The 23,874-nt window shown below is 61.3% G+C and carries 25 protein-coding genes; 10 read left to right on the top strand and 15 right to left on the bottom strand.

Features of this window, described 5'->3' with window-relative positions; genetic code table 11:
- The first annotated feature begins 70 nt into the window (after window positions 1-70).
- Both AC0JZ4_RS17585 and AC0JZ4_RS17580 read left to right on the top strand, forming a co-directional pair.
- Window positions 71-1,561, top strand: a complete 1,491-nt coding sequence (locus AC0JZ4_RS17585; RefSeq protein ID WP_471887604.1) for a leucyl aminopeptidase — start codon at window positions 71-73, stop codon at window positions 1,559-1,561.
- The gene (locus AC0JZ4_RS17580; RefSeq protein WP_471887603.1) at window positions 1,561-2,010 is read left to right on the top strand and encodes a DNA polymerase III subunit chi; all 450 of its coding nucleotides are present in this window, start codon (window positions 1,561-1,563) and stop codon (window positions 2,008-2,010) included. The genes AC0JZ4_RS17585 and AC0JZ4_RS17580 overlap by 1 nt, the downstream gene beginning before the upstream one ends.
- Window positions 2,011-2,028: 18 nt before the next feature.
- On the opposite strand, the gene AC0JZ4_RS17575 is transcribed toward AC0JZ4_RS17580, so the two are convergent.
- From AC0JZ4_RS17575 to AC0JZ4_RS17545, 7 genes are all read right to left on the bottom strand, one after another.
- Window positions 2,029-2,421 carry a type II toxin-antitoxin system VapC family toxin gene (locus AC0JZ4_RS17575; protein ID WP_471887602.1) on the bottom strand — a complete coding sequence of 131 codons (393 nt, stop codon included), beginning with the start codon at window positions 2,419-2,421 and terminating at the stop codon, window positions 2,029-2,031.
- Window positions 2,421-2,687 (bottom strand): type II toxin-antitoxin system VapB family antitoxin, encoded by a 267-nt coding sequence (locus tag AC0JZ4_RS17570; RefSeq protein ID WP_471887601.1) that lies wholly within the window; start codon window positions 2,685-2,687, stop codon window positions 2,421-2,423. The genes AC0JZ4_RS17575 and AC0JZ4_RS17570 overlap by 1 nt, the downstream gene beginning before the upstream one ends.
- 89 nt (window positions 2,688-2,776) lie before the next feature.
- A complete protein-coding gene (locus tag AC0JZ4_RS17565) occupies window positions 2,777-4,819 on the bottom strand; it encodes a prolyl oligopeptidase family serine peptidase (RefSeq protein WP_471887600.1) in 2,043 nt (680 codons plus the stop codon).
- A 71-nt stretch (window positions 4,820-4,890) separates the two neighbouring features.
- Complete coding sequence (locus tag AC0JZ4_RS17560; RefSeq protein ID WP_471887599.1) at window positions 4,891-5,784, bottom strand: hypothetical protein; 894 nt, start codon at window positions 5,782-5,784, stop codon at window positions 4,891-4,893.
- Window positions 5,785-5,898: 114 nt separating this feature from the next.
- Window positions 5,899-7,785 carry an ABC-F family ATP-binding cassette domain-containing protein gene (locus tag AC0JZ4_RS17555; RefSeq protein ID WP_471887598.1) on the bottom strand — a complete coding sequence of 629 codons (1,887 nt, stop codon included), beginning with the start codon at window positions 7,783-7,785 and terminating at the stop codon, window positions 5,899-5,901.
- Window positions 7,786-7,873: 88 nt separating this feature from the next.
- Window positions 7,874-8,917: a diguanylate cyclase domain-containing protein gene (locus AC0JZ4_RS17550; protein WP_471887597.1), complete on the bottom strand. Its 1,044-nt coding sequence runs from the start codon at window positions 8,915-8,917 to the stop codon at window positions 7,874-7,876.
- 127 nt (window positions 8,918-9,044) lie between these two features.
- A complete protein-coding gene (locus AC0JZ4_RS17545; protein WP_471887596.1) occupies window positions 9,045-9,554 on the bottom strand; it encodes a DinB family protein in 510 nt (169 codons plus the stop codon).
- Window positions 9,555-9,690: 136 nt separating this feature from the next.
- Here AC0JZ4_RS17545 and AC0JZ4_RS17540 point away from each other — a divergent pair, with 136 nt between their 5' ends.
- From AC0JZ4_RS17540 to AC0JZ4_RS17525, 4 genes are all read left to right on the top strand, one after another.
- Window positions 9,691-10,383, top strand: coding sequence for a glutathione S-transferase family protein (locus AC0JZ4_RS17540; RefSeq protein ID WP_471887595.1), 693 nt, complete (start codon window positions 9,691-9,693; stop codon window positions 10,381-10,383).
- 81 nt (window positions 10,384-10,464) lie between these two features.
- Window positions 10,465-10,887, top strand: coding sequence for a nucleoside-diphosphate kinase (ndk, locus tag AC0JZ4_RS17535; RefSeq protein ID WP_471887594.1), 423 nt, complete (start codon window positions 10,465-10,467; stop codon window positions 10,885-10,887).
- Window positions 10,888-11,029: 142 nt separating this feature from the next.
- A complete protein-coding gene (locus AC0JZ4_RS17530; protein ID WP_471887593.1) occupies window positions 11,030-11,263 on the top strand; it encodes a type II toxin-antitoxin system Phd/YefM family antitoxin in 234 nt (77 codons plus the stop codon).
- Entirely contained in the window at window positions 11,260-11,649 is a 390-nt protein-coding gene (locus AC0JZ4_RS17525; protein ID WP_471887592.1) for a type II toxin-antitoxin system VapC family toxin, read from the top strand. Before AC0JZ4_RS17530 ends, AC0JZ4_RS17525 begins: the two co-directional genes overlap by 4 nt.
- A gap of 12 nt (window positions 11,650-11,661) precedes the next feature.
- Here the strand turns inward: AC0JZ4_RS17525 and AC0JZ4_RS17520 are convergent, their stop codons facing one another.
- From AC0JZ4_RS17520 to uvrC, 4 genes are all read right to left on the bottom strand, one after another.
- Window positions 11,662-12,120 carry a molybdenum cofactor biosynthesis protein MoaE gene (locus AC0JZ4_RS17520; protein WP_471887591.1) on the bottom strand — a complete coding sequence of 153 codons (459 nt, stop codon included), beginning with the start codon at window positions 12,118-12,120 and terminating at the stop codon, window positions 11,662-11,664.
- A 28-nt stretch (window positions 12,121-12,148) separates the two neighbouring features.
- Window positions 12,149-12,406, bottom strand: coding sequence for a molybdopterin converting factor subunit 1 (gene moaD / locus AC0JZ4_RS17515; RefSeq protein WP_471887590.1), 258 nt, complete (start codon window positions 12,404-12,406; stop codon window positions 12,149-12,151).
- Complete coding sequence (gene pgsA / locus AC0JZ4_RS17510; RefSeq protein WP_471887589.1) at window positions 12,403-12,990, bottom strand: CDP-diacylglycerol--glycerol-3-phosphate 3-phosphatidyltransferase; 588 nt, start codon at window positions 12,988-12,990, stop codon at window positions 12,403-12,405. Before pgsA ends, moaD begins: the two co-directional genes overlap by 4 nt.
- A gap of 140 nt (window positions 12,991-13,130) precedes the next feature.
- Window positions 13,131-15,197 carry an excinuclease ABC subunit UvrC gene (gene uvrC, locus AC0JZ4_RS17505; RefSeq protein WP_471887588.1) on the bottom strand — a complete coding sequence of 689 codons (2,067 nt, stop codon included), beginning with the start codon at window positions 15,195-15,197 and terminating at the stop codon, window positions 13,131-13,133.
- 568 nt (window positions 15,198-15,765) lie between these two features.
- On the opposite strand from uvrC, the gene AC0JZ4_RS17500 reads away from it, so the two are divergent.
- Complete coding sequence (locus tag AC0JZ4_RS17500; RefSeq protein ID WP_471887587.1) at window positions 15,766-16,407, top strand: outer membrane protein; 642 nt, start codon at window positions 15,766-15,768, stop codon at window positions 16,405-16,407.
- Window positions 16,408-16,489: 82 nt separating this feature from the next.
- Here AC0JZ4_RS17500 and AC0JZ4_RS17495 read toward each other — a convergent pair whose 3' ends face one another.
- The 3 genes from AC0JZ4_RS17495 to AC0JZ4_RS17485 form a co-directional block, all read right to left on the bottom strand.
- On the bottom strand, window positions 16,490-17,479 hold the full coding sequence (locus AC0JZ4_RS17495; RefSeq protein ID WP_471887586.1) for a Bug family tripartite tricarboxylate transporter substrate binding protein: 990 nt from the start codon (window positions 17,477-17,479) through the stop codon (window positions 16,490-16,492).
- Window positions 17,480-17,778: 299 nt separating this feature from the next.
- On the bottom strand, window positions 17,779-18,375 hold the full coding sequence (locus AC0JZ4_RS17490; protein WP_471887585.1) for a glutathione S-transferase family protein: 597 nt from the start codon (window positions 18,373-18,375) through the stop codon (window positions 17,779-17,781).
- Between the two features lie 24 nt (window positions 18,376-18,399).
- Window positions 18,400-19,080 (bottom strand): ribonuclease T2 family protein, encoded by a 681-nt coding sequence (locus tag AC0JZ4_RS17485; protein ID WP_471887584.1) that lies wholly within the window; start codon window positions 19,078-19,080, stop codon window positions 18,400-18,402.
- A 137-nt stretch (window positions 19,081-19,217) separates the two neighbouring features.
- Here AC0JZ4_RS17485 and AC0JZ4_RS17480 point away from each other — a divergent pair, with 137 nt between their 5' ends.
- Window positions 19,218-20,186 carry a lysylphosphatidylglycerol synthase domain-containing protein gene (locus AC0JZ4_RS17480; protein WP_471887583.1) on the top strand — a complete coding sequence of 323 codons (969 nt, stop codon included), beginning with the start codon at window positions 19,218-19,220 and terminating at the stop codon, window positions 20,184-20,186.
- A 9-nt stretch (window positions 20,187-20,195) separates the two neighbouring features.
- On the opposite strand, the gene AC0JZ4_RS17475 is transcribed toward AC0JZ4_RS17480, so the two are convergent.
- On the bottom strand, window positions 20,196-21,047 hold the full coding sequence (locus tag AC0JZ4_RS17475) for a 23S rRNA (adenine(2030)-N(6))-methyltransferase RlmJ (RefSeq protein WP_471887582.1): 852 nt from the start codon (window positions 21,045-21,047) through the stop codon (window positions 20,196-20,198).
- A gap of 83 nt (window positions 21,048-21,130) precedes the next feature.
- Here AC0JZ4_RS17475 and AC0JZ4_RS17470 point away from each other — a divergent pair, with 83 nt between their 5' ends.
- Both AC0JZ4_RS17470 and AC0JZ4_RS17465 read left to right on the top strand, forming a co-directional pair.
- Window positions 21,131-23,284, top strand: a complete 2,154-nt coding sequence (locus AC0JZ4_RS17470; protein ID WP_471887581.1) for a molybdopterin-containing oxidoreductase family protein — start codon at window positions 21,131-21,133, stop codon at window positions 23,282-23,284.
- The gene (locus AC0JZ4_RS17465) at window positions 23,281-23,874 is read left to right on the top strand and encodes an NUDIX domain-containing protein (RefSeq protein ID WP_471887580.1); all 594 of its coding nucleotides are present in this window, start codon (window positions 23,281-23,283) and stop codon (window positions 23,872-23,874) included. Before AC0JZ4_RS17470 ends, AC0JZ4_RS17465 begins: the two co-directional genes overlap by 4 nt.

The raw sequence follows: 23,874 nt of genomic DNA, 5'->3' as shown, positions 1-23,874 counted from the left end.
TGCACTTGCGTTCGCGGCGGAAACCGTGAAGATCGAACCTCTGTTTTTGTAGTAAATGCGTGGAGTACCCATGTCCGTCGATTTGAAGATATCGTTTGCCAAGTCCGCCCCTCTCAAAAATGCCCTCGCCATTCAGTTGAAGCTCGCAGGCGATGAAGCCGCTTCCGGTGCGGCACTCGCCGATCCGGAAGCTGTCGGTACGCGCGCCGCGGGGATTGCAAAATTCTCCGGCAAGCCGATGACGGTGCTTGATGTGATCGCGCCGCACGGGTCGGATGCCGACCGCCTGACGATCATCGGTCTCGGCAAGCCGGATGCGATTGCCGCCTATGACTGGCTGCGCGCCGGCGGTGTCGCGGCCGCAAACATCAAGACCGCGAAAAAGGTTGTAGTCTTCTTCGATGTGCCGGGTCTGGACGTCGGTGCGGCCCAGATCGCCGATTTCGCTCTCGGCATGCTTCTGCGCAGCTATGCATTCGATGCCTACAAGACCAAGCCGAAGGATGACGAGGACAAGAATGGCAAGGCCATCGACGTCGTCATCGTGGCTGAAGGGCATTCGGCCGCGAAGAAGGCTTTTGCCGCCACCCAGGCGATTGCCGCAGGTGTCACGCTTGCCCGAGATCTCGTCAACCTGCCGCCGAACGTGCTTGGCCCGGTCGAGTTCGCCGACAAGGCGAAGGAACTCGAGAGCCTCGGCATCGAGGTCGAAGTGCTGACCGAAAAGGAAATGAAGAAGCTCGGCATGGGCGCGCTTCTCGGCGTGGCGCAGGGGTCGGTGCGTCCGCCACGGCTTGCCGTCATGCACTGGAAGGGCGGCAAGGCCAAGGATCAGCCGATCGTTTTCGTCGGCAAGGGCGTCGTTTTCGATACGGGCGGTATCTCGATCAAGCCCAGCGCCGGCATGGAGGACATGAAGGGTGACATGGGCGGCGCCGCCGCCGTGACCGGCCTCATGCATGCGCTGGCCGCACGCAAGGCCAAGGTCCATGCGATCGGCGTCATCGGTCTTGTGGAAAACATGCCTGACGGCAATGCCCAGCGTCCGGGCGACATCGTCACCTCGATGTCCGGCCAGACCATTGAGATCATCAATACCGATGCCGAAGGGCGTCTGGTTCTGGGCGATGCGCTGTTTTACTCGAAGGAGCGTTTCAAGCCGAAATTCATGGTCAACCTCGCGACGCTGACCGGCGCGATCGTCGTTGCCCTCGGTAACGCCCATGCGGGTCTCTTTTCCAACGATGACACGCTGGCCGGCCAGCTGACCGCTGCCGGCGAGGTGACGTCCGAAAAGCTGTGGCGCATGCCGCTCGGCAAGGAATACGACAAGATCATCGATAGTCGTTTTGCCGACATGAAGAACAGCGGCGGCCGTCAGGCGGGATCGATCACCGCGGCGCAGTTCCTCAAGCGCTTCGTCGGCGATACGCCCTGGGCGCATCTCGATATCGCCGCGACCGCGCTCAGCTCGCCGCAGACCGAGATCAACCAGTCCTGGGCCTCTGGTTACGGTGTGCGCCTGCTGGACGAACTGGTCCGGGCGAACTACGAAGGCTGATGACCGAAATACTCTTCTACCACCTGACCGAATCGAAGCTGGAGGATGCGCTGCCGGCGCTCCTCGAAAAGAGCGTCGAACGCGGCTGGAAGGTGGTCGTCCAGACCAATGACGATGCGCGCCGCGACATGCTCGACGCGCATCTGTGGACCTTTCGCGACGAAAGCTTTCTGCCGCACGGAACCGATGCGGGGCCGATGGCCGAAGCCCAGCCGGTGCTTTTGACGACGGCCGGCGAAAACGCCAATGGCGCCACCGTCCGCTTCATCGTCGATGGCGCGCAAACGCCGCCGCTCGACGCCTATGAACGGGTCGTCTTCATGTTCGACGGCTACGATCAGCAACAGCTTGAAGGCGCCCGCGCGGAATGGAAACGACTGAAGGGCGAGGGGCATGCGCTGACCTATTGGCAGCAATCGCCGGAAGGTCGCTGGGTGAAAAAGGCCTGAGCCTGCCGTGAGGCGGGATCAGCCCAGATCCGTCTGGGCGAAATCGTTGCCGACATACAGCAGGCGAACCCGCGCGGATCTGGCCCCCGCATAGGAAAAACAGTCGCCGAAATTAAGCCGCGCCGGGTGCCGGCCCTTGCCATATCGGGAAAAGGCGTCGAGGGCGATGGAGGCGGTTTCATCCGTAATGGTCGTGATGGACATGCCGAAGTCTTCGATGAAAGCACGTACGATCGCCTCGGCGTCCTGTACCGAGACATTCTGCTTCCCGGCAATGACTGCCGATGCCTCGTAAATGACAGTTGGGCCTGTTTCCAACGGCGTCTCGGAAGACTTGAGTATGGAAGCAACCCGGTCAGCCTGAGGCCCGACGATGAGTGCTTCGACAATTGCCGATGTATCGACGAACATCAGATTTCCCACATTTCGTCCAGGAAGGCCTTGTCGTCGAAATCAGGGTTAGGCGTGCCCATTTTGCTCAACTGCTCCTGGAGCGCTTTCAGCCGCTCGCCCACTGGTTTGCTCGGGCGATCAAGCGCGCCCGAAGTCTCTGCAGGCGTTTCAACCACCCGCTCCAGCGCCTGCCGCACTGCATCCTGTTTGCTGGGCGCGTTGAGAACCTGGCGCGCACGCTCGGCCAGCGCATCGAGTTCCGTATCTGTCAGGTCCAGAGCCATGATCGGGTCGCCTCGGCGTAATCCGGTCCGAAGATAGTGTATCTCCGGGATTGCCACAACCACCGCGTCGGTGGCGTCTTCCGCCCGCCTCAATCCTTCATGATCGTCTGGCGCAGAAAGCTGTAGCCCATGGCGTGGCGTTCGGCCATTTCCGTCGTGTCGCCGGCGCCGCCATGGCCGCCGGTGTCGTATTCGCGGAAGAACGGCGTATGTCCGGCATCGATCAGCCGCTTGGCGAAACGGCGGGCATGCGAGGGATGTACGCGGTCGTCATTCGTCGAGCTGTCGATGTAGATCGGCGGATAGGTGATCTCGTCCTTCGTCTTCACCTGATGAAGCGGTGAATAGGCGAGCATCGTGGCCAGCTCCTCGGCGACATCCGGATTGCCGTATTCGTCCATCCAGGCCTTGCCGGAAGGGAAAAGATGGAAGCGAGACATGTCGATGACGGGAACCGAAGTCCAGACCGCGCCGAAATCCTTCGGGTAGCGTGTCGCCATGACCGAGGTCAAAAGCCCGCCATTGCTGCCGCCGTTGCAGGCGATGCGCGATGGTTTCGTATAGCCGCGCCTGACCAGATCGCGCGCCACGGCCACGAAATCCTCGAACGCCTTGGTTCGCCCCCGACCCTTGGCGACCGTATGCCAGTCCGGCCCGAGCTCGCCGCCGCCGCGGATATAGGCCTGTACGAAAGCGCCGCCCTGATCGAGCCACAGGCCGTAGGCGCCCGAATAGACCGGCGACAGCGATACGCCAAAGCCGCCATATGCATACATCAGCACCGGCAGCTCGCCCTTGGTGAAATCCTTCGGCAGAACGATGTGATAAGGCACTTTCGTGCCATCCTCCGAGGTCGCTTCGAGCAGCTCCGATGTCATGCCGGCGGCATCGAAATAGGCGGGTGAGGTGCCGACCGGCACAAGCTGATGGTTCGCGGCATGATCGGTGAGGTCGAGGCTGTAGGCCGTCGATGGCTGCAGAAAGCCCTGGCCGACCACGGTAAGCACTTCCTCTCCGAGCGTCAGGTCGGCATCGAGCACCTTCAGGCTGACCGTCTGAAGGCCTTCCGGCAAAGGCAGTTCGACCGGTGTTGGGGTCGGGCTCGTCAGATCGACTAGATAGAGTTTCGGCTCCATCCGGTCGACGACGATGAAGACGATCCAGGTCTTGAGCAGGATGAATTGTGACACCGACTGCCCCGGCTTCGGTGAAAACAGGATGCGAGGATTGCTGAGCGGCACTTCGCCGAACGGGGCGAAATCCTGCAGGATAAGCGTGCCGGCCGGATATCGCTCGCTGTCCCGTGCCCGCCAGACCGCATGTGTGTGGTTGAGGTCGCTGTCACTTTCGACGGGAAGGTCGAGACGCACGATCACGCCCGCGTCGTTGCGGATATGCACGCTCGTCTTGCCGATCTCGTGACCGACCGAGAAGAATTCGATCTTCCGCTCATCCGCTTTGCCGCCCCAGTAGAGCGGATCGATGACGCTTGCAGCACCATAGACGTCGTCATTGCCGGCCTCGAACAGGATCGGCGCATCCTTCGGATCGACGCCGCGTTTGAGAATGCGGCCGACGCGCGGCCAGCCGGAACGGGTCGCGGAAAACGCGTCGACCGAACCGAAATAGGCAAGCTCGTCCGGGCTCAGCCACGCGGCATGGGCACGGGCAGGGGGCGTGTCGAAACCGCCCTCGACGATCGCCTTAGCATCCGTATCGAATTCCAGCATGCGCAGCTGGTCGGACCCGCCGTCGGAGAGGATGAGGATGACCCGGTTCGGCGCGTAAGGAGAGGTTATGGCACCGGAATAGATCCAGCGCTTGCCCTCCTTCAGACAGAAGGCGTCGAAATCGAAGACGGTTTCCCATTCGGCGTTATGGCGTGGCACCTGCTCCGCCGGCAGACGACGCCAGATGCCGAGCGGATTGTCCTTCGAGCGATGGAAATCGAACAGCCACCCGCCGCGCCGCGTCGGCACGATCAGCCGGTCCTCGCGCTCGATCATCGTCTTCAGCGCATCGCGATCCTTCTCAAATTCTGCCGTTCGGAACGCATGGTCTGCCTTGTCGTTCTGCTCGCTGACGAAGGCGATCGTGTTCGGATCGGTGTCGGTTTCGAGAAACAGGTTCATCTCAGGCCTCCTCATGCGCTTTGGAAGCCTCTACCTAGGCATGAACGGTGAAGCTGACAACCTGTCGACGATCATCGAATGGCATTCCTGACTGCGCCGTATGTCTCCACCAGCCAGTCTCTCTTCTCCGCAAGCGTCTCCTGAGGCGTGGAGATGGCGGTGAGTAGCAGGGAAAGAAGCGTGAGCCCGGTCGTGATGCGGTAGACGCGTCTCGCATCCCGCGCCTGCGTCCTCTCCCGCGCATCTCCGTCCTTTCTGGCCTGATCCCGCTCGACCCAGAGAGCAAGCGCGGATAGCTGGGCATCGAGTTCCTGCCGCAGTTCGTCGATGCGATAGCTGCGTGAAAATTTATCCCAGGCTGCACTGACCTCATGGCCTGCGAGGCTGACCGGCAGGCGCTGATAAAAGCCTGCATTGAACGTGAGCATCTCCTCGTAAAGCCTGATGCTCTTTTCCGCGACGGGATCCTCCCGCACCGCGGCAGACAGTTCCTTCACCTGCTTTTCGAGAATGTCCACATAAGTGCGGCACAGCATGGCGATCAGAACCATGCGCTCGAATCTATGGAGATATTTCCCGACATAGACGAAGCCGCCATTGCCAACGAAGAGCAATCCATCCTGCGACATCCGTTCTGCGTCTTCCAACTGAAGGCTGTCGGAGTTCCTCAGGAACCGTGATGCCCTCCTGACGGCTTCCTGATCCGGAGCACTGTTGATGAACATGCCGCGCAAGAGGCAATCGCCTCTGGTCTCACTGGTATATGTAGCGGTCAGGCCTGTCTCAAACCGTGATCCTTCAAAGAAGGCCGTCTGGATGTGGCTGTTGTCCGCGTTGGCTGTAATGCTGCTCGTATCCAGGATCGTGTCGGTAAAGAAACGGACTCTATTTCCGTTGATCCTCATTTCGGGCAGGTCAACCGGGCGATCCGTTTTTTCGATGCTTACAGAATTCAGTTCGGCCAAGGGAAAATCTCTTCAACAGGTACTGACGTCAGGAAATGTCAGTCAGCCTAGGAATTGAGATTTTCCCGAGGGTTAACATGGCGTGCGAGATATGGGGCGGCGACGGCCGCGGTTTTACCCCGCCATCGCCTCTTCATATTCGGACGACAGCATCAGCCATTCCTCTTCGGCATTCGACAGCTTTGCTGCCGCCTCGCCGCGCTCCTTGGCCTTTTGTGCAGCCTTGGCTGGAGCCTTTTCGTAGAGTGCCGGGTCCGCAAGCTCTTTATCAAGCGCCTGAATCAGCTTCTCAAGCTTGCCCGTCAAGGATTCGATTTCGTTGATCTTTTTCTTCAACGGCGCAAGCGAGGCGCGTCGTTCGGCACTCGCCTTGCGCTGGTCGGCCCTGGAAACGGTTTCGTCGCCGGCCGCCGCCGCCTTGTCGTCCTTCTTGCGGGCGCTCGCGACGATCAGGTCGCGATACTCTTCCAGATCGCCCTCGAACGGCTTTACCGTACCCTCGTTGACCAGCCACAGCCGGTCGACCGTCGCCTCGATCAGGTGGCGATCGTGGGAGATCAGGATGACGGCGCCGTCGTAATCGTTGAGCGCCTCGATCAGCGCCCGGCGGCTGTCGATGTCGAGGTGGTTGGTCGGTTCGTCGAGGATCAGCAGGTTCGGCGCATGGAAGGCAGCAAGGCCCATCAGCAGGCGTGCCTTTTCGCCGCCTGACAGGTCCTTGGCGGCGGTCGCCATCTTTTCCGTCGCCAGTCCCATCTGCGCCACGCGGGCGCGCACTTGCGCTTCCGCCGCCTGCGGCATCAGCCGGCGCACGTGGTCGACGGGTGTTTCGTTGGGGATCAGGTCATCCAGCTGGTGCTGGGCGAAGAAGCCGATCGACAGGCTCGATGCGAGTTTCATCTCGCCGGCTTCCGTTGTCAGACGACCGGATATCAGCTTGGCGAAGGTGGATTTGCCGTTGCCGTTCGAACCGAGCAGCGCGATGCGATCGTCATTGTCGATGCGAAGGCTGATGTTCTTCAGGATCGGCTTGCCCGGCTCGTAGCCCACCGACCCCTTGTTGATCGCCACGATCGGCGATGCGGGAATTTTTTCCGGCTTTGGAAAGCTGATCGGCTGGACATGATCCTCGATCACGGCCGCCACCGTGCCCATCCGTTCCAGCGCCTTGACGCGGCTCTGCGCCTGCTTGGCCTTGGTCGCCTTGGCCTTGAAGCGGTCGATGAAGCTCTGCAGATGTTTGCGCGCGGCGTCGTTTTTCGCCTTGGCCTTCATCTGCAATTCGTCGGCTTCGGCCTTCTGGCGTTCGAACTGGTCGTAATTGCCGCGGTAGAAGGTCAGCTTCTGCTGATGAAGATGCACGATCGAGCTGACCGCGTTGTTCAGCATGTCGCGGTCATGGGAAATGACGATGACCGTGTGCGGGTAGCGGCGGACATAGTCCTCCAGCCACATCGTTCCCTCGAGGTCGAGATAGTTGGTCGGCTCATCGAGCAGCAGCAGATCCGGCTCGGCAAACAGCACGGCCGCAAGCGCCACACGCATGCGCCAGCCGCCGGAAAAGGACGAGGCCGGGCGAAGCTGTGCTTCCGCATTGAACCCGAGGCCGGCCAGGATGCTTGCGGCGCGGGCTTCCGCCGAATGGGCGTCGATATCGACAAGCCGCACCTGGATCTCGGCAATGCGGTTCGGATCCGTCGCCGTTTCGGCTTCCGCCAGAAGCGCCGTGCGTTCCTTGTCGGCGGCCATGACGATGGAGATCAGCGAATCTTCCGTTCCCGGCGCTTCCTGCGCCACCTGGCCGATCCGCGCGTTCTTGGGGATTGTCACCGCCCCGCTTTCGGCCACCAGATCGCCGGTAATGACACGAAAAAGCGTCGATTTTCCCGCCCCGTTGCGGCCGATAAGGCCCACCTTTGCGCCCGCCGGAAGCGAGACGCTGGCATGGTCGAGAAGAAGGCGGCCGGCAATGCGGGCGGAAATATCGGTAATCGTGATCATGGCCGCGGTTTTGGCTGAAACTGAACCGCAAGGCAAGGGAGTGCCGGCATCAGATTTGACGCCCTGAGGGCGCGCTCCGCCCGCTCTTTCACAGACCGGATTTGCTGCCGTCCGTGTGGAGGATGACGCCCGCGCGCGGATTGGCGCGTGAGGCTTCCGCCGCCAGCACCGCCTGCTGGCGCAGCAGTTGCGGAGAAAACGCATCGGCCCGCAAGGCGGCACCGATGGTCAGCTTGATGAGCGGCGAACCCGGCGCACCGTCCGAGGTGGCAAACACCAGATTGTCGGCGATCGAGGCCGTCAGGCGATCGGCAATCGGCCTGATTGCATCGCGGCTGACATGGCGGAACAGGAAGGCGAATTCGCCCTTGCCGATACGGGCGACGAAATCGTCCTTCTTGATCGTCTTGCGGAAGATCGCCGCCGCCTTCTTGACGATGCGCGTCGCAGCCGCCTCGCCGTAAGTGTCGGCCAGGTCGGAAATGTCGGTGATCGCCACCAGAAACAGCGCCGTGTCGATTGCCTCGCCGTCGTCGCCGTATAGCGCTTCGAGCTTTTCGGTAAAGGCTGCGTGGTTCGGCAGGCTGGTCATGCGGTCGCGCAGCATCACGGCGCGGGCCGTGGAAACATCGCGCTCGGCTTCGCTGAGAAGCGTCGCACCGGAGCGAAGCGCGGCCTCAAGCTCGGTCTCTGCGACCACGGCGTCGGACAAGGAGACGCTCAGATATTCGATCTCGGCCAGAATGTCGCCGGGACCGGCGCCGGTATCCTCGCGCAGGCTGCGTGCCACCGATTCCAGTACGCGGGTAAAGCCGCGTTTCTGCTCGACGCCGCTCGTCATCTTCTCGCGCAGGTCGGACAGGATGCGGATGTCGTGGTCGCGCGATTTCGGCAGTCCGCTCGCGACGAAGCCGGAAAGCTGGTAGCGCGCGCCGATCTCGTCGAGCACTGCCTGGCGCGGCGCGATCGGCAAAGCCATGATTTCGCGGCTGAGATTGGCGTCGGTGCTGGACAGCGCCTCGTGGAACAGTTCGTAATTGCGTGGCAGTCCGCTCGCCTCCAGCCGCAGCATGTGCTGCGTCACCGCCTGCAATGTTCTGTCCTGCGATGGTCTGCGGGCCTGGTTCGGCATCCGTCTCGTCCCCAAATCTTGATCTTTGATCATGATTGATCGGGCTGCCGCGTTAATATCCGCTAAAATACCGCTCTGGATTGCACGGCTGGACGTGGCCTGAACCAAAACAGGGTTAAGCAGCGGTTCACATCCACTCTCTTCCCTCGTTGCGCAGGAAGCTGATCATGTCCAGCACGACGCTTGGCTTGTCGAGCGAAGTCAGGATCGCGTGGAGTTGCCCGCGGTGATGCGTCTGGTGGTTGAACACATGCGCCAGCATGCCGCCGAGCGGTTCGGTCATCTCCGTTTTCACTGTTACCGGAGTGTAGGTGACGGTCCGGGAAAAGGCGTCTGGGGTGAGCGAGCCGGTCAGGTCGATGAAGCGCCGGTCTTCTGCCGCGCGTGCCTTTCGCAGAGACGCGAAGTCTTCGAAGAGAATGACATTCAGTTCCATCGGTGCCGTGCCGGTGCCGGTAATGCGTCGCAGCCAGATGCGATCGGCGACGAGCAGGTGGTTGAGCGTGCGATGGGCCGAACCGAAGAACGCGCCGCGATCCGCCCGGTATTCCTCGTCCGAAAGCCCGGCGCAGGCGTCATAGATGCGCCCGTTGGCCCACTGGTTGTAATGGGAAAGCATCTGGAAATGGCGCTGCATCTGTTCCTCCCGTCCGATCCTGCCGTGCAAATAAAGCGCGGTGCGCCACGCTGATGCAATCCATGAAATCTTCTAATTGGATCGTGCCGGCATTCGCCGTCATGATCGGGCAAGCGTATTTTATGGAGCCCCATACATGCCCACCCGTATTCTCTATTCCCTCTGCGGCGCCGACGAGGCCCGGCCGTTTTCGCCCCATTGCTGGAAGGTTGTTCTGGCGCTGAAGCACAAGGGGCTGGATTTCATCGAGAAGCCGACGCCCTTCACGAAGGTTCCGGTTATCGAAGGCGGGTTCTCCGCGACGGTGCCGATCCTGCGTGATGGTCATGAACTGGTCCGCGACAGTTTCGATATCGCGCTCTATCTGGAGGAGCGTTACCCGGATCGTCCGACGCTATTCGGCGGTGAGGGCGGTATCGCGCTGTCGCGCTTCGTCGAGCGTTTTTCCCAGTCGATAATTCATCCGGCTGTCACCGGCATCGCGGTCGCCGACATCCACGACATGCTGGACGAGACGGACCAGCTTTATTTCAGGACCACGCGCGAAAAGCTGCTGGGCCGAACGCTGGAGGAGATAAGGGCAGACAGGGCCGCGGCAGTCTCAGCCTTCGCCGCCAAACTGGAGCCGCTGCGCCAGACGCTCGGTTACCAGCCGTTCCTCGGCGGCGAGACGCCGCTGTTTGCCGACTACATCCTGTTCGGTGCTCTGCAATGGATGCGGATCACGGCGGGCGCGACAGTCTTTGCCGCCGGTGATCCCGTCGCCTTATGGTTCGAACGCTGCCTCGATCTCCACGACGGCATCGGTCGCAGTGTGACGGCCGCGTGAAATTGGCCAAACCCCCTTGTTTCCGGTCAAAGGGGCGGGTAGATACCGCCCACTTTCCACGGAAGTTAAAGGATTAGACACATGGCGATTGAACGCACCTTCTCGATGATCAAGCCGGACGCAACCAAGCGCAACCTCACCGGCGCCATCACCAAGGTATTCGAAGACAACGGCCTGCGCATCATCGCCTCCAAGCGCGTATGGATGTCCAAGCGCGAAGCCGAAGGCTTTTACGCTGTTCACAAGGAACGTCCGTTCTTCGGCGAACTGGTTGAAGGCATGACCTCGGGCCCGACCATCGTTCAGGTTCTGGAAGGCGAGAACGCCATCCTCAAGAACCGCGAAATCATGGGCGCCACCAACCCGGCAAACGCTGACGAAGGCACGATCCGCAAGCAGTTCGCCCTGTCGATCGGCGAAAACTCGGTTCACGGCTCGGACGCTCCGGAAACCGCCACCCAGGAAATCGCCTACTGGTTCGCAGAAACCGAAATCGTCGGCTGATTGCCCGATCAGGTTTAAGACCAAACGAAAAAGCCGGGGCTCGCCTCGGCTTTTTTGTGTTCCGTCATACGGGTTTACGGTCTCTGGATCGAGCGCTTGCAGTTTGCTATCTTGCGCCGGTCAGAAAACCGGGGTGCAGCGTATGCAAGTCACCATCCAAGCGGCCAAAACCAATTTGTCAAAACTGATCGAGCGTGTACGCAATGGGGGAGAGGTGGTCATCGCCGAGCGCGGCACGCCCATCGCCCGCATCGTCCCGATCCTCCACGGCCCGTTCAAGATCGGCCTTTTGAAGGACAACGGGTTAGGCAAGGCGCCCGACTTTCTCGAACCAATGTCGGCTGAAGACATCGATCTCTGGGAAGGGAGATCGTGAGTGCGGTTGTCCTGGATACCCATGCCTGGGTTTGGTCGCTGACGGGCGATGAGCGCCTGTCATCCGCCGCGGCCGCAGTTATTCTCGGTGCGGACAGCGTGCTCGTCAGCCCGATTAGTTTCTTTGAGATCGCCCAGAAAGTGCGCATCGGCAAATGGCCGGAGATGGAACCCTTCGTCGAAAGCTTGCCACGGCTGCTGAGCGAGCAGGGCGGTCATGTCGCCCCGCTGACGCCGGAAATATCGGTGCGCGCGGGTATCATGACTTGGGATCATCGCGATCCGTTCGACCGCATTCTGGCCGCAACGGCACTGCTCGGCAATATGGCGGTCGTCTCGGCAGATGCGGTCTTGGACAGCCTGCCAGATGTTATACGCCTCTGGTGATGTCCGGAACGCTTACGTCCAGCGATCCCGCGCGCTGTCGTCGGCGTCCTTGGCGGAGACCCAGTCGCCGGCCTTGCCGTCGGTGCCGTGTTCCTTTTTCCAGAACGGCGCGGAGGTCTTGAGGTAATCCATGACGAAATTCGCGCCGTCGAAGGCGGCCTGGCGGTGTGGCGAGGCGGCGATGACGAGCACGATGTTCTGGCCCGGTTCGATACGGCCATAGCGGTGGATGGCGGTCAGGCCCATCAGCGAAAAGCGCTGGACGGCAAGATCGGCGATGCGCCGCATCTCGGTTTCCGCCATGCCCGGATAATGTTCGAGCTCGAGCGCCGAAAGCGTGCCCTGTTCACCACGGCACAGGCCGGTGAAGGAGACAACGGCGCCGATATCGGTGCGGCCGGCAGTCATCGCATCGATTTCCGCCTGCAGGTCGAAGTCCTGTTGCTGGACGCGGATCGTCGGGATCGTCATGGTGTTCTCCGGCTTTGCCGGATCGCTTTCACCCGCCGGTCATCGGCGGAAAGATACCGATCTCGCGGGCGCCTGCGATCTTCTCGAAATGTTCGACATGTTCCTGATTGATCGCCACGCGGATCACGTCGGGATATTGAAGCGCGTTCTCGTATTCCTCGCCCAGCCCCTTCATATGATTCAACAAATCACCGACGGTGACGACCGTTTCCGGAAGCTCGATTTCCTCTTCCGCCCGGCCGATACGCTCGCGTACCCAGGCGAAATAGACGAGGTTCGCTTTCATTCCTCATCCACCAGATGCTTGACGCCGGCCTTGAAGTAATCGTAGCCGGTATAGAACGTCAGGAATGCGGCAACCCAGAGAAGCGCGATGCCCGTTTCGGTCGTGTAGGGCAGGATCTTGTCGCCGGCAGGCCCCGCCAGCAGGAAGGCGATCGACACCATCTGGATCGTCGTCTTCCACTTGGCGACACGCGTCACCGGCACCGAGACCTTGAGCGCGGCGAGATATTCGCGCAGGCCGGATACCAGGATTTCACGGCAGAGAATGGTGATCGCCGCCCACAGTGACCAGCCGGCAATCGTGCCGTCGGCCGCCATCAGCAGCAGCACGGATGCGACCAGCAGTTTGTCGGCGATCGGATCGAGCATGCGGCCGATATTCGACGTCTGGTTCCAGATGCGGGCGAGATAGCCGTCGAGATAATCGGTGATCGAGGCGACGACGAATAGCCAGAAGCCGGCCCAACGGGCGAAATCGGAGCTTTCCAGCCTGCCTTCGACGAAGAAGCACAAGACGATTACCGGCACGGCAAGGATGCGCGCATAGGTCAGGAGGTTCGGAATGTTGTATGCGCGGGATGCCATGGCGGACCTGTATCTGCGGTTTGTCCCTAGTTGATGTTTCTCGCACGAAGCGTCAACCGGTTTCGCGGCTTTTTTACAGACGATTGCGTCAGTGGTTTCGTGATCGGTTGCAAAACCGCCGATTACGGCCGGTCGACGGGTTAATTGGCCCTCGTTTCGTGAAAATGATTGTAGACCTGTTTGGCGACCGCCTCGGAAATCCCCTCGACGGCCATCAGGTCGTTCAGGCCGGCGCGCGAAACCGCCTTTGCCGTGCCGAAATGCTGCAGAAGCTTGCGCTTGCGGCCTGGCCCGATACCGGAAATCTCGTCCAGCGGGTTCTTGATCATCTCCTTCTTGCGCCGCGCCCGGTGCGATCCGATGGCGAACCGATGCGCCTCGTCGCGCATGCGCTGGACGAAATAGAGCACCGGATCACGCGGCGGCAGCGAGAAATCGCTGTGGCCATCGGCAAAGAACCGCTCGCGACCGGCGTCACGGTCGACGCCCTTGGCGACACCGATCGCCGTCACAACGTCGCGGATGCCGAGTTCGTCGAGAATGGCGCGTACCGCCGTCATCTGCCCCTGACCGCCGTCGATCAGGATCACGTCGGGCCATGCCGGGAAGGCGGCATCGCTGATGTCGTCACCGGTCGCCTCGGCCGGGGCCTGTGCATTCGTGCCCGCCGAAATGCTGCGGTCGGGAATGCCTTCTTCCTTGATCAGGCGGGAGAAGCGGCGGGTCATCACTTCCTTCATCATGCCGAAGTCGTCGCCGGGGGTGATGTCGGTCGATTTGATGTTGAACTTTCGATACTGGCCTTTGACGAAGCCTTCCGGTCCGGCCACGACCATGCCGCCGACCGCATTGGTGCCCATGATGTGGGAATTGTCGTAGATCTCGATGCGGCGCGGCACGTAGGGCAGCTTGAATGTCTCGGCCAGCCCTGCCAGCAACCGCGCCTGTGACGAGGTTTCGGCCAGCTTGCGCCCATGCGCCTCGCGGGCATTGGCCGCGACGTGATCGACCAGATCACGCTTTTCGCCCCGCTGCGGCACCAGGATCGCGATCTTGTGTCCGGCCTTTTCCGAAAAGGCGAGCGCCAGCAGGTCCTGTTCCTCGACCGTCTCCGACAGCAGGATCTGCTTGGGTATGGGCTTGTCGTCGTAGAACTGCGCCAGGAAGGCGTTTAGCACTTCCGCGCCCGGCATCTGCGGATCGGCCTTCGGGAAATAGGCGCGGTTGCCCCAGTTCTGTCCGGTGCGGAAGAAGAACACCTGGATGCAGGTCAGGCCGCCCTCGTGATGGATGGCGAAGATATCTGCTTCCTCGACGCCGGCCGGATTGATGCCCTGATGGCTCTGCACATGCGAAAGTGCGGCCAGCCGGTCGCGATAGATCGCCGCGCGCTCGAAATCGAGATCGTCCGAAGCCTCCGCCATCTGTCTGGCGATCATCGTCTTGACGTTCTGGCTCTCGCCCGAGAGGAAGTCCGATGCTTCCTTGACCAGTTCGGCATACCCCGCATCGCTGACCTCGTGCGTACAGGGGCCGGAACAGCGCTTGATCTGGTAAAGAAGGCAGGGCCGCGTCCGCGTCTCGAAAACGCTGTCGGTGCAGGTGCGCAGCAGAAAGGCGCGCTGCAGGGAATTGATCGTACGGCCGACGGCCGAGGCCGAAGCGAACGGGCCAAAATACTGCCCCTTGCGCGCCCGCGCGCCGCGATGCTTCAAGAGGGCAGGGGCACGGTGATCGCCGCTGATCAGGATATAGGGAAACGACTTGTCGTCGCGCAACAGCACGTTGAAGCGCGGCCGCAGGCGCTTGATCAGGTTGGCTTCCAGCAGCAGCGCTTCGGTTTCCGTCCGTGTCGTGACGAATTCCATATGGGTCGTCTCTCGCACCATGCGCGTCAGGCGGTTCGAATGCAGCCGCCCTTGCGCATAATTGCCGACGCGTTTCTTCAGGCTGCGCGCCTTGCCGACATACATGACGTCGCCGGCTTCGTTGAACATGCGGTAGACGCCCGGTGAATTCGGCAGATGCTTGACGAATTCACCGATCAGTTCGGCGCCTTTCAGGCCGCTCTCGTTTTTCACCGCCTCGTTCCAGTCGATCGACGCGGTCAGCACGTCGGCAACCGTCTCCGGTGCCGCGGCATCATCCTCGTCGTCATCGATCTCGTCATAAAGGACGCCGCCATCCGGCAGCTTCTTGTCGTTCATTCCGTCGTCTCTCTGGCAGTGTCTCAGGCGGTCTCGAATCGAGGCCCGTCATTCTGACCCACAGATAGTGTCCGCCGTGTTGGTTTGGAAGCCGACGTCTGCGGCCAACGCGTAGGCGATCGCTCCGCCAATTGCGGCGGCAATCGGATCAGCGCGTCCGAATGGGCCTCGAAGATGGCGTGGCTCAATGTATATCGGCGGAACAAAAACCCGGTCCATATCCGGAAAGATCGGGGATAAACTCCGCATAAGAGTAATTCCATTCGGTTCCCTACGTCGAGGGATGCGGCTGTGAACGTATTGACTTGGATTCCGGTGGCTGGTAAGAAATAAGTAACAAATGTAAAAGAGTTAATTGTCGAATTAGTATTTTGTTAGTGTTAACGAAATACATGTTGCGTTGAAGCAACATCGAAATTTAGCCATTCGGCCGCCGCAATCAATTCACATTTCGGCTCTTTCAATTCCTCATTTGGGTATCAAGTTTCTCCTCAGCCAGCAGGGAACCAATGCGTCACCTTTCGAGTTGATGTGGCGCCTCCCGGCAGCATTAAAAGGAGAAATATGTATGCGTATCCTCGTCGCAACTCTGATGGCCTCGGCTGCCACTCTCACGGCCTTTTCCGCGGCGAACGCGGCTGACGCGGTCGAGCAGATCCCGCAGGCACCGATCGCGGTCGAAGAACCTGCTCCGGCAGTCGGCAACTGGCAGGGCTACTACCTCGGTGCAACCGGCGCTTACGACTGGGGTCGTTTCGGCGGTGGTGATCGCGATGGCGACAAGCTCGGCGGCGGTCTCTACACCGGTTACAACTGGCAGAGTGGCCAGATCGTCTACGGTGTCGAAGCCGATGTCGGCTATAATGGCGAAAAGGACGGCACGTCGCCGGATCTGGAAGGCAAGGCAGGCTGGAACGGCTCGCTGCGCGGTCGCGTCGGTTACGACATGAACCCCTTCCTGATCTATGGTACGGCCGGTGTCGCCATTCAGGACAACGAGCTTTCCGACGACACGTCGTCCCAGAGCAAGACCGCCGTCGGCTATACGGTCGGTGCCGGTGCGGAAGCCTTCGTGACCGACAACATCACGGCCCGCCTCGAATACCGCTACACCGACTTCGGTGCGGAGGACTATGATCTCGACAGCGGTTCCTTCTCGAAGGGCTATGACGATCACAGCGTCAAGGTCGGTATCGGCGTCAAGTTCTGATCCGTGCCAATCGAATAGAGCCTGTACAGGCTGGGGAGCCCGCGGCGCGAATGCCGCGGGCTTTTTTCGTTATACCTGACGCTCAATCCATCTGGATATTGGCGTCCTTGACAACCGGCGTCCACTTGGCCAGTTCGGCGGTGACATGGCTGCCCAGTTCCTCGGGCGTCGAGCCGACGATCGTGGCGCTGAATTCGTTCATCCGCGCGACGACGGCCGGGTCCTTCAGCGCTGCATTGGCGGCCTCGTTCAGCTTTGCCACGGCCTCCGGCGGCGTGCCGGCCGGGGCAAACAGCGCGTTCCACGTATAGGTCTCGTAGCCCGGCACCGTCTCCGCCACGGTCGGCACGTCGGGGAAGGACGGCGCTCGTTCCTTCGTCGTCACGCCGAGCGCCTTCAAAGTCCCGGCCTTGATGTGGCCGGAGGAGGAGGGCAGGTTGTCGAACATGATCGAGATCTGGTTGCCGATCAGATCGTTGAGTGCCGGCCCGGCGCCCTTGTAGGGCACATGCTGCATCGTCACCCCGGCCATGCTGTTGAACAGTTCGCCGGACAGATGCAGCGGCGTGCCGTTGCCGGAAGACGCGTAGGAATGCTTGTCTGGTTCCTTCTTCAGAAGGTCGACCAGTTCGGCCACCGTATTGACCCCGAGCTTGGGGTTGACGACGAGCACGTTCGGCACCACGACGAGCAGCGAGACCGGCGCAAAATCCTTTTCCGGGTCGTACGGTTTCTGTTTCAGGATCAGCGGGTTGAGCGCGTGTGTCGCGACGGTGCCCATCAGGATCGTGTAGCCGTCAGGCTCGGCGCGGGCGACGCGGTCGGCACCCAGATTGCCGCCGGCGCCGGCGACGTTCTCGACCACCACCTGCTGGCCCAGGATGTCGCCCATCTTCTGAGCGATGACACGGCCGACGACATCGGTCGATCCACCGGCCGCAAACGGCACGACGAGGGTGATCGTCTGTTCGGGGAAGGATTGCGCGGTGGCAGGCAACCCGAACGAAAGGGCAGACAGCGCCGAACCGGCAAGAACGAGTGCGGCACGCCGCGACAAAGCAGAGAGCGTCATTGAATTTCCTCCATCACGGCCTCCTCGCCGTTCGTCTCATAGTAGCGGAGGCGAGGTGAGGGGCAAGCTTTTCAACCGCTTTGCGGCATAGGAGGAAAGTCTAAGTGTCGTGACGCCTCAGTTAATTTATGCCGTGGCACTCTTTTGGGAGGACGGTCAGCTTTGCCAAAAATGGCAAAGCTGATAATGTCTCGGTGAGCAGAGGGGCCGGGGTGGGCCGACTGATCAACGAGAAGCTTCGAACCTCTCTGCTCACCATCAATTACGGTCCTTGCATTTGGCTCGCGCAGGCTCGCAGCTCAGCTCGCCGCTTTCATTTCCGCATATTGCGCAAAGCGCTTGGCAAAGACATCCGGCCACGAGGCCAGTTCCGGGCGGCCTTCGGCCCATTGGCCTTCGAAGCGCAGGTCGAGATAGCCGATCATCGCAGCAAGTGCGAAATGGCCGCCATGCAGCTTCTTGCCGGTCTTGGGCAGGTTCGTCTCCAGATAGTCCAGAGCCTTGACGACCTTGGCCCACTGCTTGTCGATCCATGGCTGGTAGACCATGCCCTCCTCGCGGAAGCGGCGCTCGTAGACGATCGACAGAAGGCTGTCCATCACGCCGTCGCACAGCGCTTCCAGCACTTCCGCCTCGGTGCGCTTCTCGTCCTTCTTCGGGTAGAGCTTGCCACCCGACTTGCGGTCGAGAAAATGCATGATCGCGACACTGTCATAGATCGACGCTTCGCCGTCGCGCAAAAGCACCGGGATCTTGCCGAGCGGATTGTTGTCGGTCAGTTCCGCCGGCGCGGCATTCGTGTCCGTCTTTACCTCGGTCAGTTCGATACCGAGATGGCGGGCTGCCATGCGGCACTTTGCGGAATACGGAGAGGCGGGGGAATAGAGAATTTTCATGACATTTCCTCAATCGAAATATTTTTAGCGTGCCGGCGGCAGCGTGACCTGCGTAATCGTGCAGCCACGGCGGTCCACTTCCGCGCAATCGCGAAAATTCAGGTCCTTGGACAGGCAGATGCGGATTTCCTCCAGCTGCCGCCCCTCGCAGCTTGCAGCGATGCCGCGGCGGGAAAGCCCCGGATTGGCGTCGATGAATTTCTGCTCGATCTCGTCTGCCGAAAAGCGGACCGCCTGCTCGCCGCGCGAAAGCTCGGCCGGCAGTTTGACCCGCTCGAAGGCCTGACGGGTCTTGTCGAAATAGGCCTTCTGGCCGAGGCCGGAGCAGCTGCCGTGCTTGCGCCACTGGTGGCCGACCAGGCCCATGGATGGCATGATGTCGAACATCGTCTCGCCAAGCGCGCGCGGCACCCGTTCCGGTTCCGACGTGCGGCAGAAATCCGGGTAGCCGCGCTCGTATTGCGGCCACAGCCCGTGCACGACGAAACGGAAATCCTTGTCCAGGCCGCATTGCTGGCCGTTGCGCTCGCCCTTGTCGCTGGCACAGAATGTCGGCGACCACGAGAGCGACAGGACGTAGAAGTCGAACTGGCCGGCCTGGTCAGGGCGTCGCTCCTGGGCGGTGGCCGGATGCGTCGCGGAGATTGCCGCCAGCGTTGTCGCTGCGGCAAAAAGAAACTCGCGCCGGGTTGGTAATTTCTTCATCTTGTTCACGAATCCTCGCCGAGGGAACACGACGGCTTTGTAAATGTTGAATGTTCAGTGTCCAGACGGGTAGACTGGAAATTCGCTGATGGCTGCATGCAGTGATCGTGGTGAGGAGCAAAGAGCGAAGCGGCGGAATGACATTCAAGAAATACCTTTGGCCAACGGTCGGCGGCCTGACGATAGCGCTTTCGGGCTGGCTTCTCTACAAGGAATTGAGAGGGCTTTCGCTCGACGAGGTCTGGGGCAGCCTGACGGCGATCGAGGCCAGCCATTGGTTGCTGGCGGCCGCATCGAGCCTGCTCGCCTATGCCGCACTTGCCGGCTATGACCGCATCGCCCTCATGCATCTGGGCCGCAAGATCGACTGGTTCTTCATCACCGTCTGCTCCTTCACCACCTATGCGCTATCGCATAATGTCGGTGCATCGGTGGTTTCCGGCGCCGTCGTTCGCTACCGCGCCTATTCCACCAAGGGCCTGACGCCGGCCGAGATCGGCGTGCTGATCGCCATGTGCTCGCTGACCTTCGTGCTTGGAACGCTGCTGCTGATCGGCTTCATCCTTGTCATCGAGCCGGAAGTGGTCGAGCGGTTCGGCGATCTGGTGCCGGTCGAGGCGACGGCGGCGACCGGGTTCGTCATCCTGGCGCTGATCGGGCTTTATATCGTCGCCAGCTTCCTGAAGCTTAAGCCGTGGAAGATCGGCTCTTTCAATCTCGTCTATCCGCTGCCGCGCGTCGTGCTGCCCCAGCTCGTCGTCGCCCCGATCGAGCTGATCGGCGCCGCCGGCATCATCTATTTCGCCCTGCCGGAGGCGGGAAATCCGGGCTACATGATCGTCCTCGGCATCTTCCTCGTCTCGTTCTCGGCGGCACTTCTGTCGCATGCGCCGGGCGGGCTCGGCGTGCTGGAACTGGTCTTCGTCATGGGCCTGCCGGAAATGAACCCGGCGGATGTGATCGCAGCGCTGCTTGTGTTCCGGCTGTTCTACCTGATCATCCCGTTCATCATGGCGCTGGTGGTGATCTTCGTCTTCGAACGCTCGCAGTTCAAGCAGGAGCACCTGCCCGATATCGAGCGCGGCAAGCAGCGGGAAGAGGCCTGAACGCGACCGTCAGTCCTCGCCGCGCAGCCAGAAGGCGCGCTGCGAGGCGAAACGGTCCTGCGCCAGTATCGTCTTCAACGCCGGCAGCAGCGTGTGCAGCTCGTCCTTCAGCGTGAAGGGCGGGTTGACGATGATCAGGCCGGTGCCGGAAAGGCCGGTTATCTCCCGGTCGCTCTTCACCGAAAGTTCGGCGCAGAGCATTTTCGGAATCTCCAGCGCCTGCAGTTCCTCATGGAAGGCCTTTATCGGCGCACCCTTCTTGATCGGGTACCACAGGCAATAGGTGCCGCCCGAAAAACGCTTGTGCGCGCCGGCAAGGCCCTTGACCAGCCGCTCGTATTCGCCGGCTTCCTCGAACGGCGGGTCGACCAGAACGATGCCGCGCTTTTCCTTCGGCGGCAGGTGTGCGCCAAGCGCCAGCCAGCCGTCCAGTTCGGTTACCCGAACCTGATAATCGCCTTCGAACAGGTTGTGCAGGCGGTTATAGTCTTCCGGGTGAAGTTCCATCGCCGATAGCCGATCCTGTGGCCGAAACAGCATGCGGGAAAGTTTCGGCGAGCCGGGATAAAGCTTGATCCCGCCCTTCGGGTTCAGCTCCCGGACAGCGGCCAGATAGGGGTCCAGTATCTCGGCGACATCGGCCGGCAGTTCCGCGTCGAGAACCCGCCCGATCCCGTCGATCCACTCACCTGTCTTCTGCGCCTCTTCCGAAGACAGGTCGTAGAGCCCGATCCCGGCATGCGTATCGAGCACGCGAAACGCCTTGTCCTTGTTCTGCGCATAACGCACCAGCCGCGCCAGAACGGCGTGCTTGAGGACATCGGCAAAATTGCCCGCGTGATAGATATGCCGGTAGTTCATCTGGGCCTGTTTCTCGCTTGAATTAAATTGATGGCTGCCAAATGCCGCTTTTGGCGCGCCTTAGCTTGCAATATAGAAAAGCCATGAACATCGCGACCCCCATCTCCGTCAAAAGCAAGTCCGGCCACAATTCCGTCGGCCATACCGTCTGTCCGCATGACTGTCCGTCGGCCTGCGCGCTCGATGTCGATCTGACCGAGGATGGCAGGATCGGCCGGGTGCGCGGCGCCGCTGACAACAGCTATACGGCCGGCGTCATCTGCGCCAAGGTCGCGCGCTATTCGGAGCGCATCTACCATCCGGGCCGCCTGATGGTGCCTCAGCGTCGCAAGGGAGCGAAGGGCGAGGGGAGCTGGCAGGAGATTTCCTGGGCAGCGGCGCTCGACGAGATCGCCGATGCCTTCGTCAAGGCCGAGGCAAGACATGGGTCGGAGGCCGTCTGGCCCTATTTCTACGCCGGCACGATGGGGCAGGTGCAGCGTGACAGTATCGAGCGCCTGCGCCATGCAAAGAAATATTCGGGCTTCATGGGCACGATCTGCACCAACATGGCCTGGACCGGCTATGTGATGGGCACCGGCGCGCTGCGCGGACCCGATCCCCGCGAGATGGCGAAATCCGACTGCGTCGTCATCTGGGGTACCAATGCGGTGGCAACCCAGGTCAACGTCATGACCCATGCGGTAAAGGCCCGCAAGGAGCGCGGCGCCAAGATCGTCGTCATCGACATCTACGACAATCCGACGATGAAGCAGGCGGATGTGAAGATCGTGCTTCGCCCCGGCACCGATGCGGCGCTCGCCTGCGCCGTGATGCACATCGCCTTCCGCGACGGCCATGCCGACCGCGACTACATGGCGAAATATGCCGATGATCCGAAAGGCCTGGAGGCGCATCTCGTCACCCGCACGCCGGAATGGGCGTCCGCGATCACCGGTCTGTCGGTCGAGGAGATCGAGGATTTCGCCAGACTGGTCGGTACGACGAAGAAAACCTTCTTCCGCCTTGGCTACGGTTTCTCGCGCCAGCGCAACGGCACGGCCGCCATGCACGCAGCCCTTTCCGTCGCAACCGTTCTCGGCTCCTGGCAATATGAGGGCGGCGGCGCCTTCCACAACAACGGCGAGATTTTTCGGCTCAACAAGTCCGAACTGATGGGCACCGCCTACTGCGACCCGAATATCCGCATGCTCGACCAGTCACAGATCGGCCGCGTGCTGACCGGTGATGCGGAGGCGCTGCGCCACCGCGGGCCGGTCACGGCGCTTCTGATCCAGAACACCAACCCGATGAACATCGCGCCGGAACAACGCCTCGTCCGCGAAGGCTTTTTGCGCGACGACCTGTTCACGGCGGTCCACGAGCAGTTCATGACCGATACGGCAAAGGTGGCGGATATCGTCCTGCCGGCCACCATGTTCCTCGAACATGACGACCTCTACCGTGCCGGCGGCCAGCAGCATATCCTGCTCGGCCCCAAGCTGGTCGAGCCTCCGGATACGGTGCGCACCAACCTCTTCGTCATCGAGGAACTGGCAAAGCGCCTTGGCGTCGATCACTTCGCCGGCTTCGGTCACGACGAGCGAAGCCATATCGACCGGATACTGGGCGATAGCGGCTGGGGCAGCTATGACACGCTCAAGGCGGACAAGTGGATCGATGCGCAGCCGGATTTCGATACGGCGCATTACATCAATGGCTTCGGCCATGCCGATGGAAAATTCCACTTCTCGCCGGACTGGCTGAACGGCCCATCGCCGGATCGCACGCCCGAAAGCGTCGGGCCGCTCGGTCCCTATGCGCAACTGCCGCGCTTCCCCGATCATGTCGACGTGATCGAGACCGTGGATGCCGAACATCCGTTCCGGCTTGCGACCTCGCCATCGCGCAGCTTCCTCAACTCGTCCTTCGCCGAAACGAAAAGCTCGGTTCAGAAGGAAGGCCGGCCGGAGGTGATGATCGAGCCGACCGACGCCGGGCGGTTGGGCATCGTCGATGGCGATGTCGTCTGTCTCGGCAACGGGCGAGGCGAGATCCGCCTTCATGCCAAGCTGGTAACGGGTGCAAGGCCCGGTGTCCTGATTGCCGAAGGGCTCTGGCCCAATGATGCGCATCTGGATGGCGAGGGCATCAATGTGTTGACCGGTGCCGACCCGGTCGCCCCCTTCGGCGGCGCTGCCGTCCACGACAACAAGGTCTGGCTGCGCAAGGACGTTGCCGGAGACGTGCAGGCATGAGCGATGTGAACGGGCGGGTAAAGATCGTTGGCGAGAAGACGTTGTCTGATGGCTGGACAAGGCTTGCCGACTACCAGCTCGATTACACCGACCGTCAAGGCGAAACCCATCGGCTCCATCGCGAAATCTTCCACCGCACCCCGGCCGCCTGCATTCTCCTTCATGATCCGAGGCGGGATGTTGTGGTGCTGGTCCGGCAATTCCGCCTTCCCGCGCATCTGATCGGCGAGGTTCCGTTCATGATCGAAGTGCCGGCGGGCCTGCTCGACGGTGACAATCCGGAGGCCGCCATCCGTCGCGAGGCGATGGAAGAGACGGGCTACCGGGTTCGAGACGTCAACTTCCTCTTCAGGTCGATGCCGTCGCCCGGATCGGTGACCGAACTCATCCACTGCTTCCATGCGCCAATCGACCTTTCCGATCGCGTCGAGGAAGGTGGCGGGCTGGCCGAAGAGCATGAGGATATCGAGGTGCTGGAACTGCCGCTCGACGAGGCGATGGCGATGATCGCAAGCGGCGAAATATTCGACGCCAAGACGATCATGTTGCTGCAATGGGCGGCGATGAATAGGGCAAGGTTGGTGGGTTAG

The sequence above is a fragment of the [Rhizobium] kunmingense genome (genome assembly GCF_977018605.1).
Note: the sequence above shows the minus strand (reverse complement) of the source record. Positions and strands in the feature narration are given on the sequence as shown.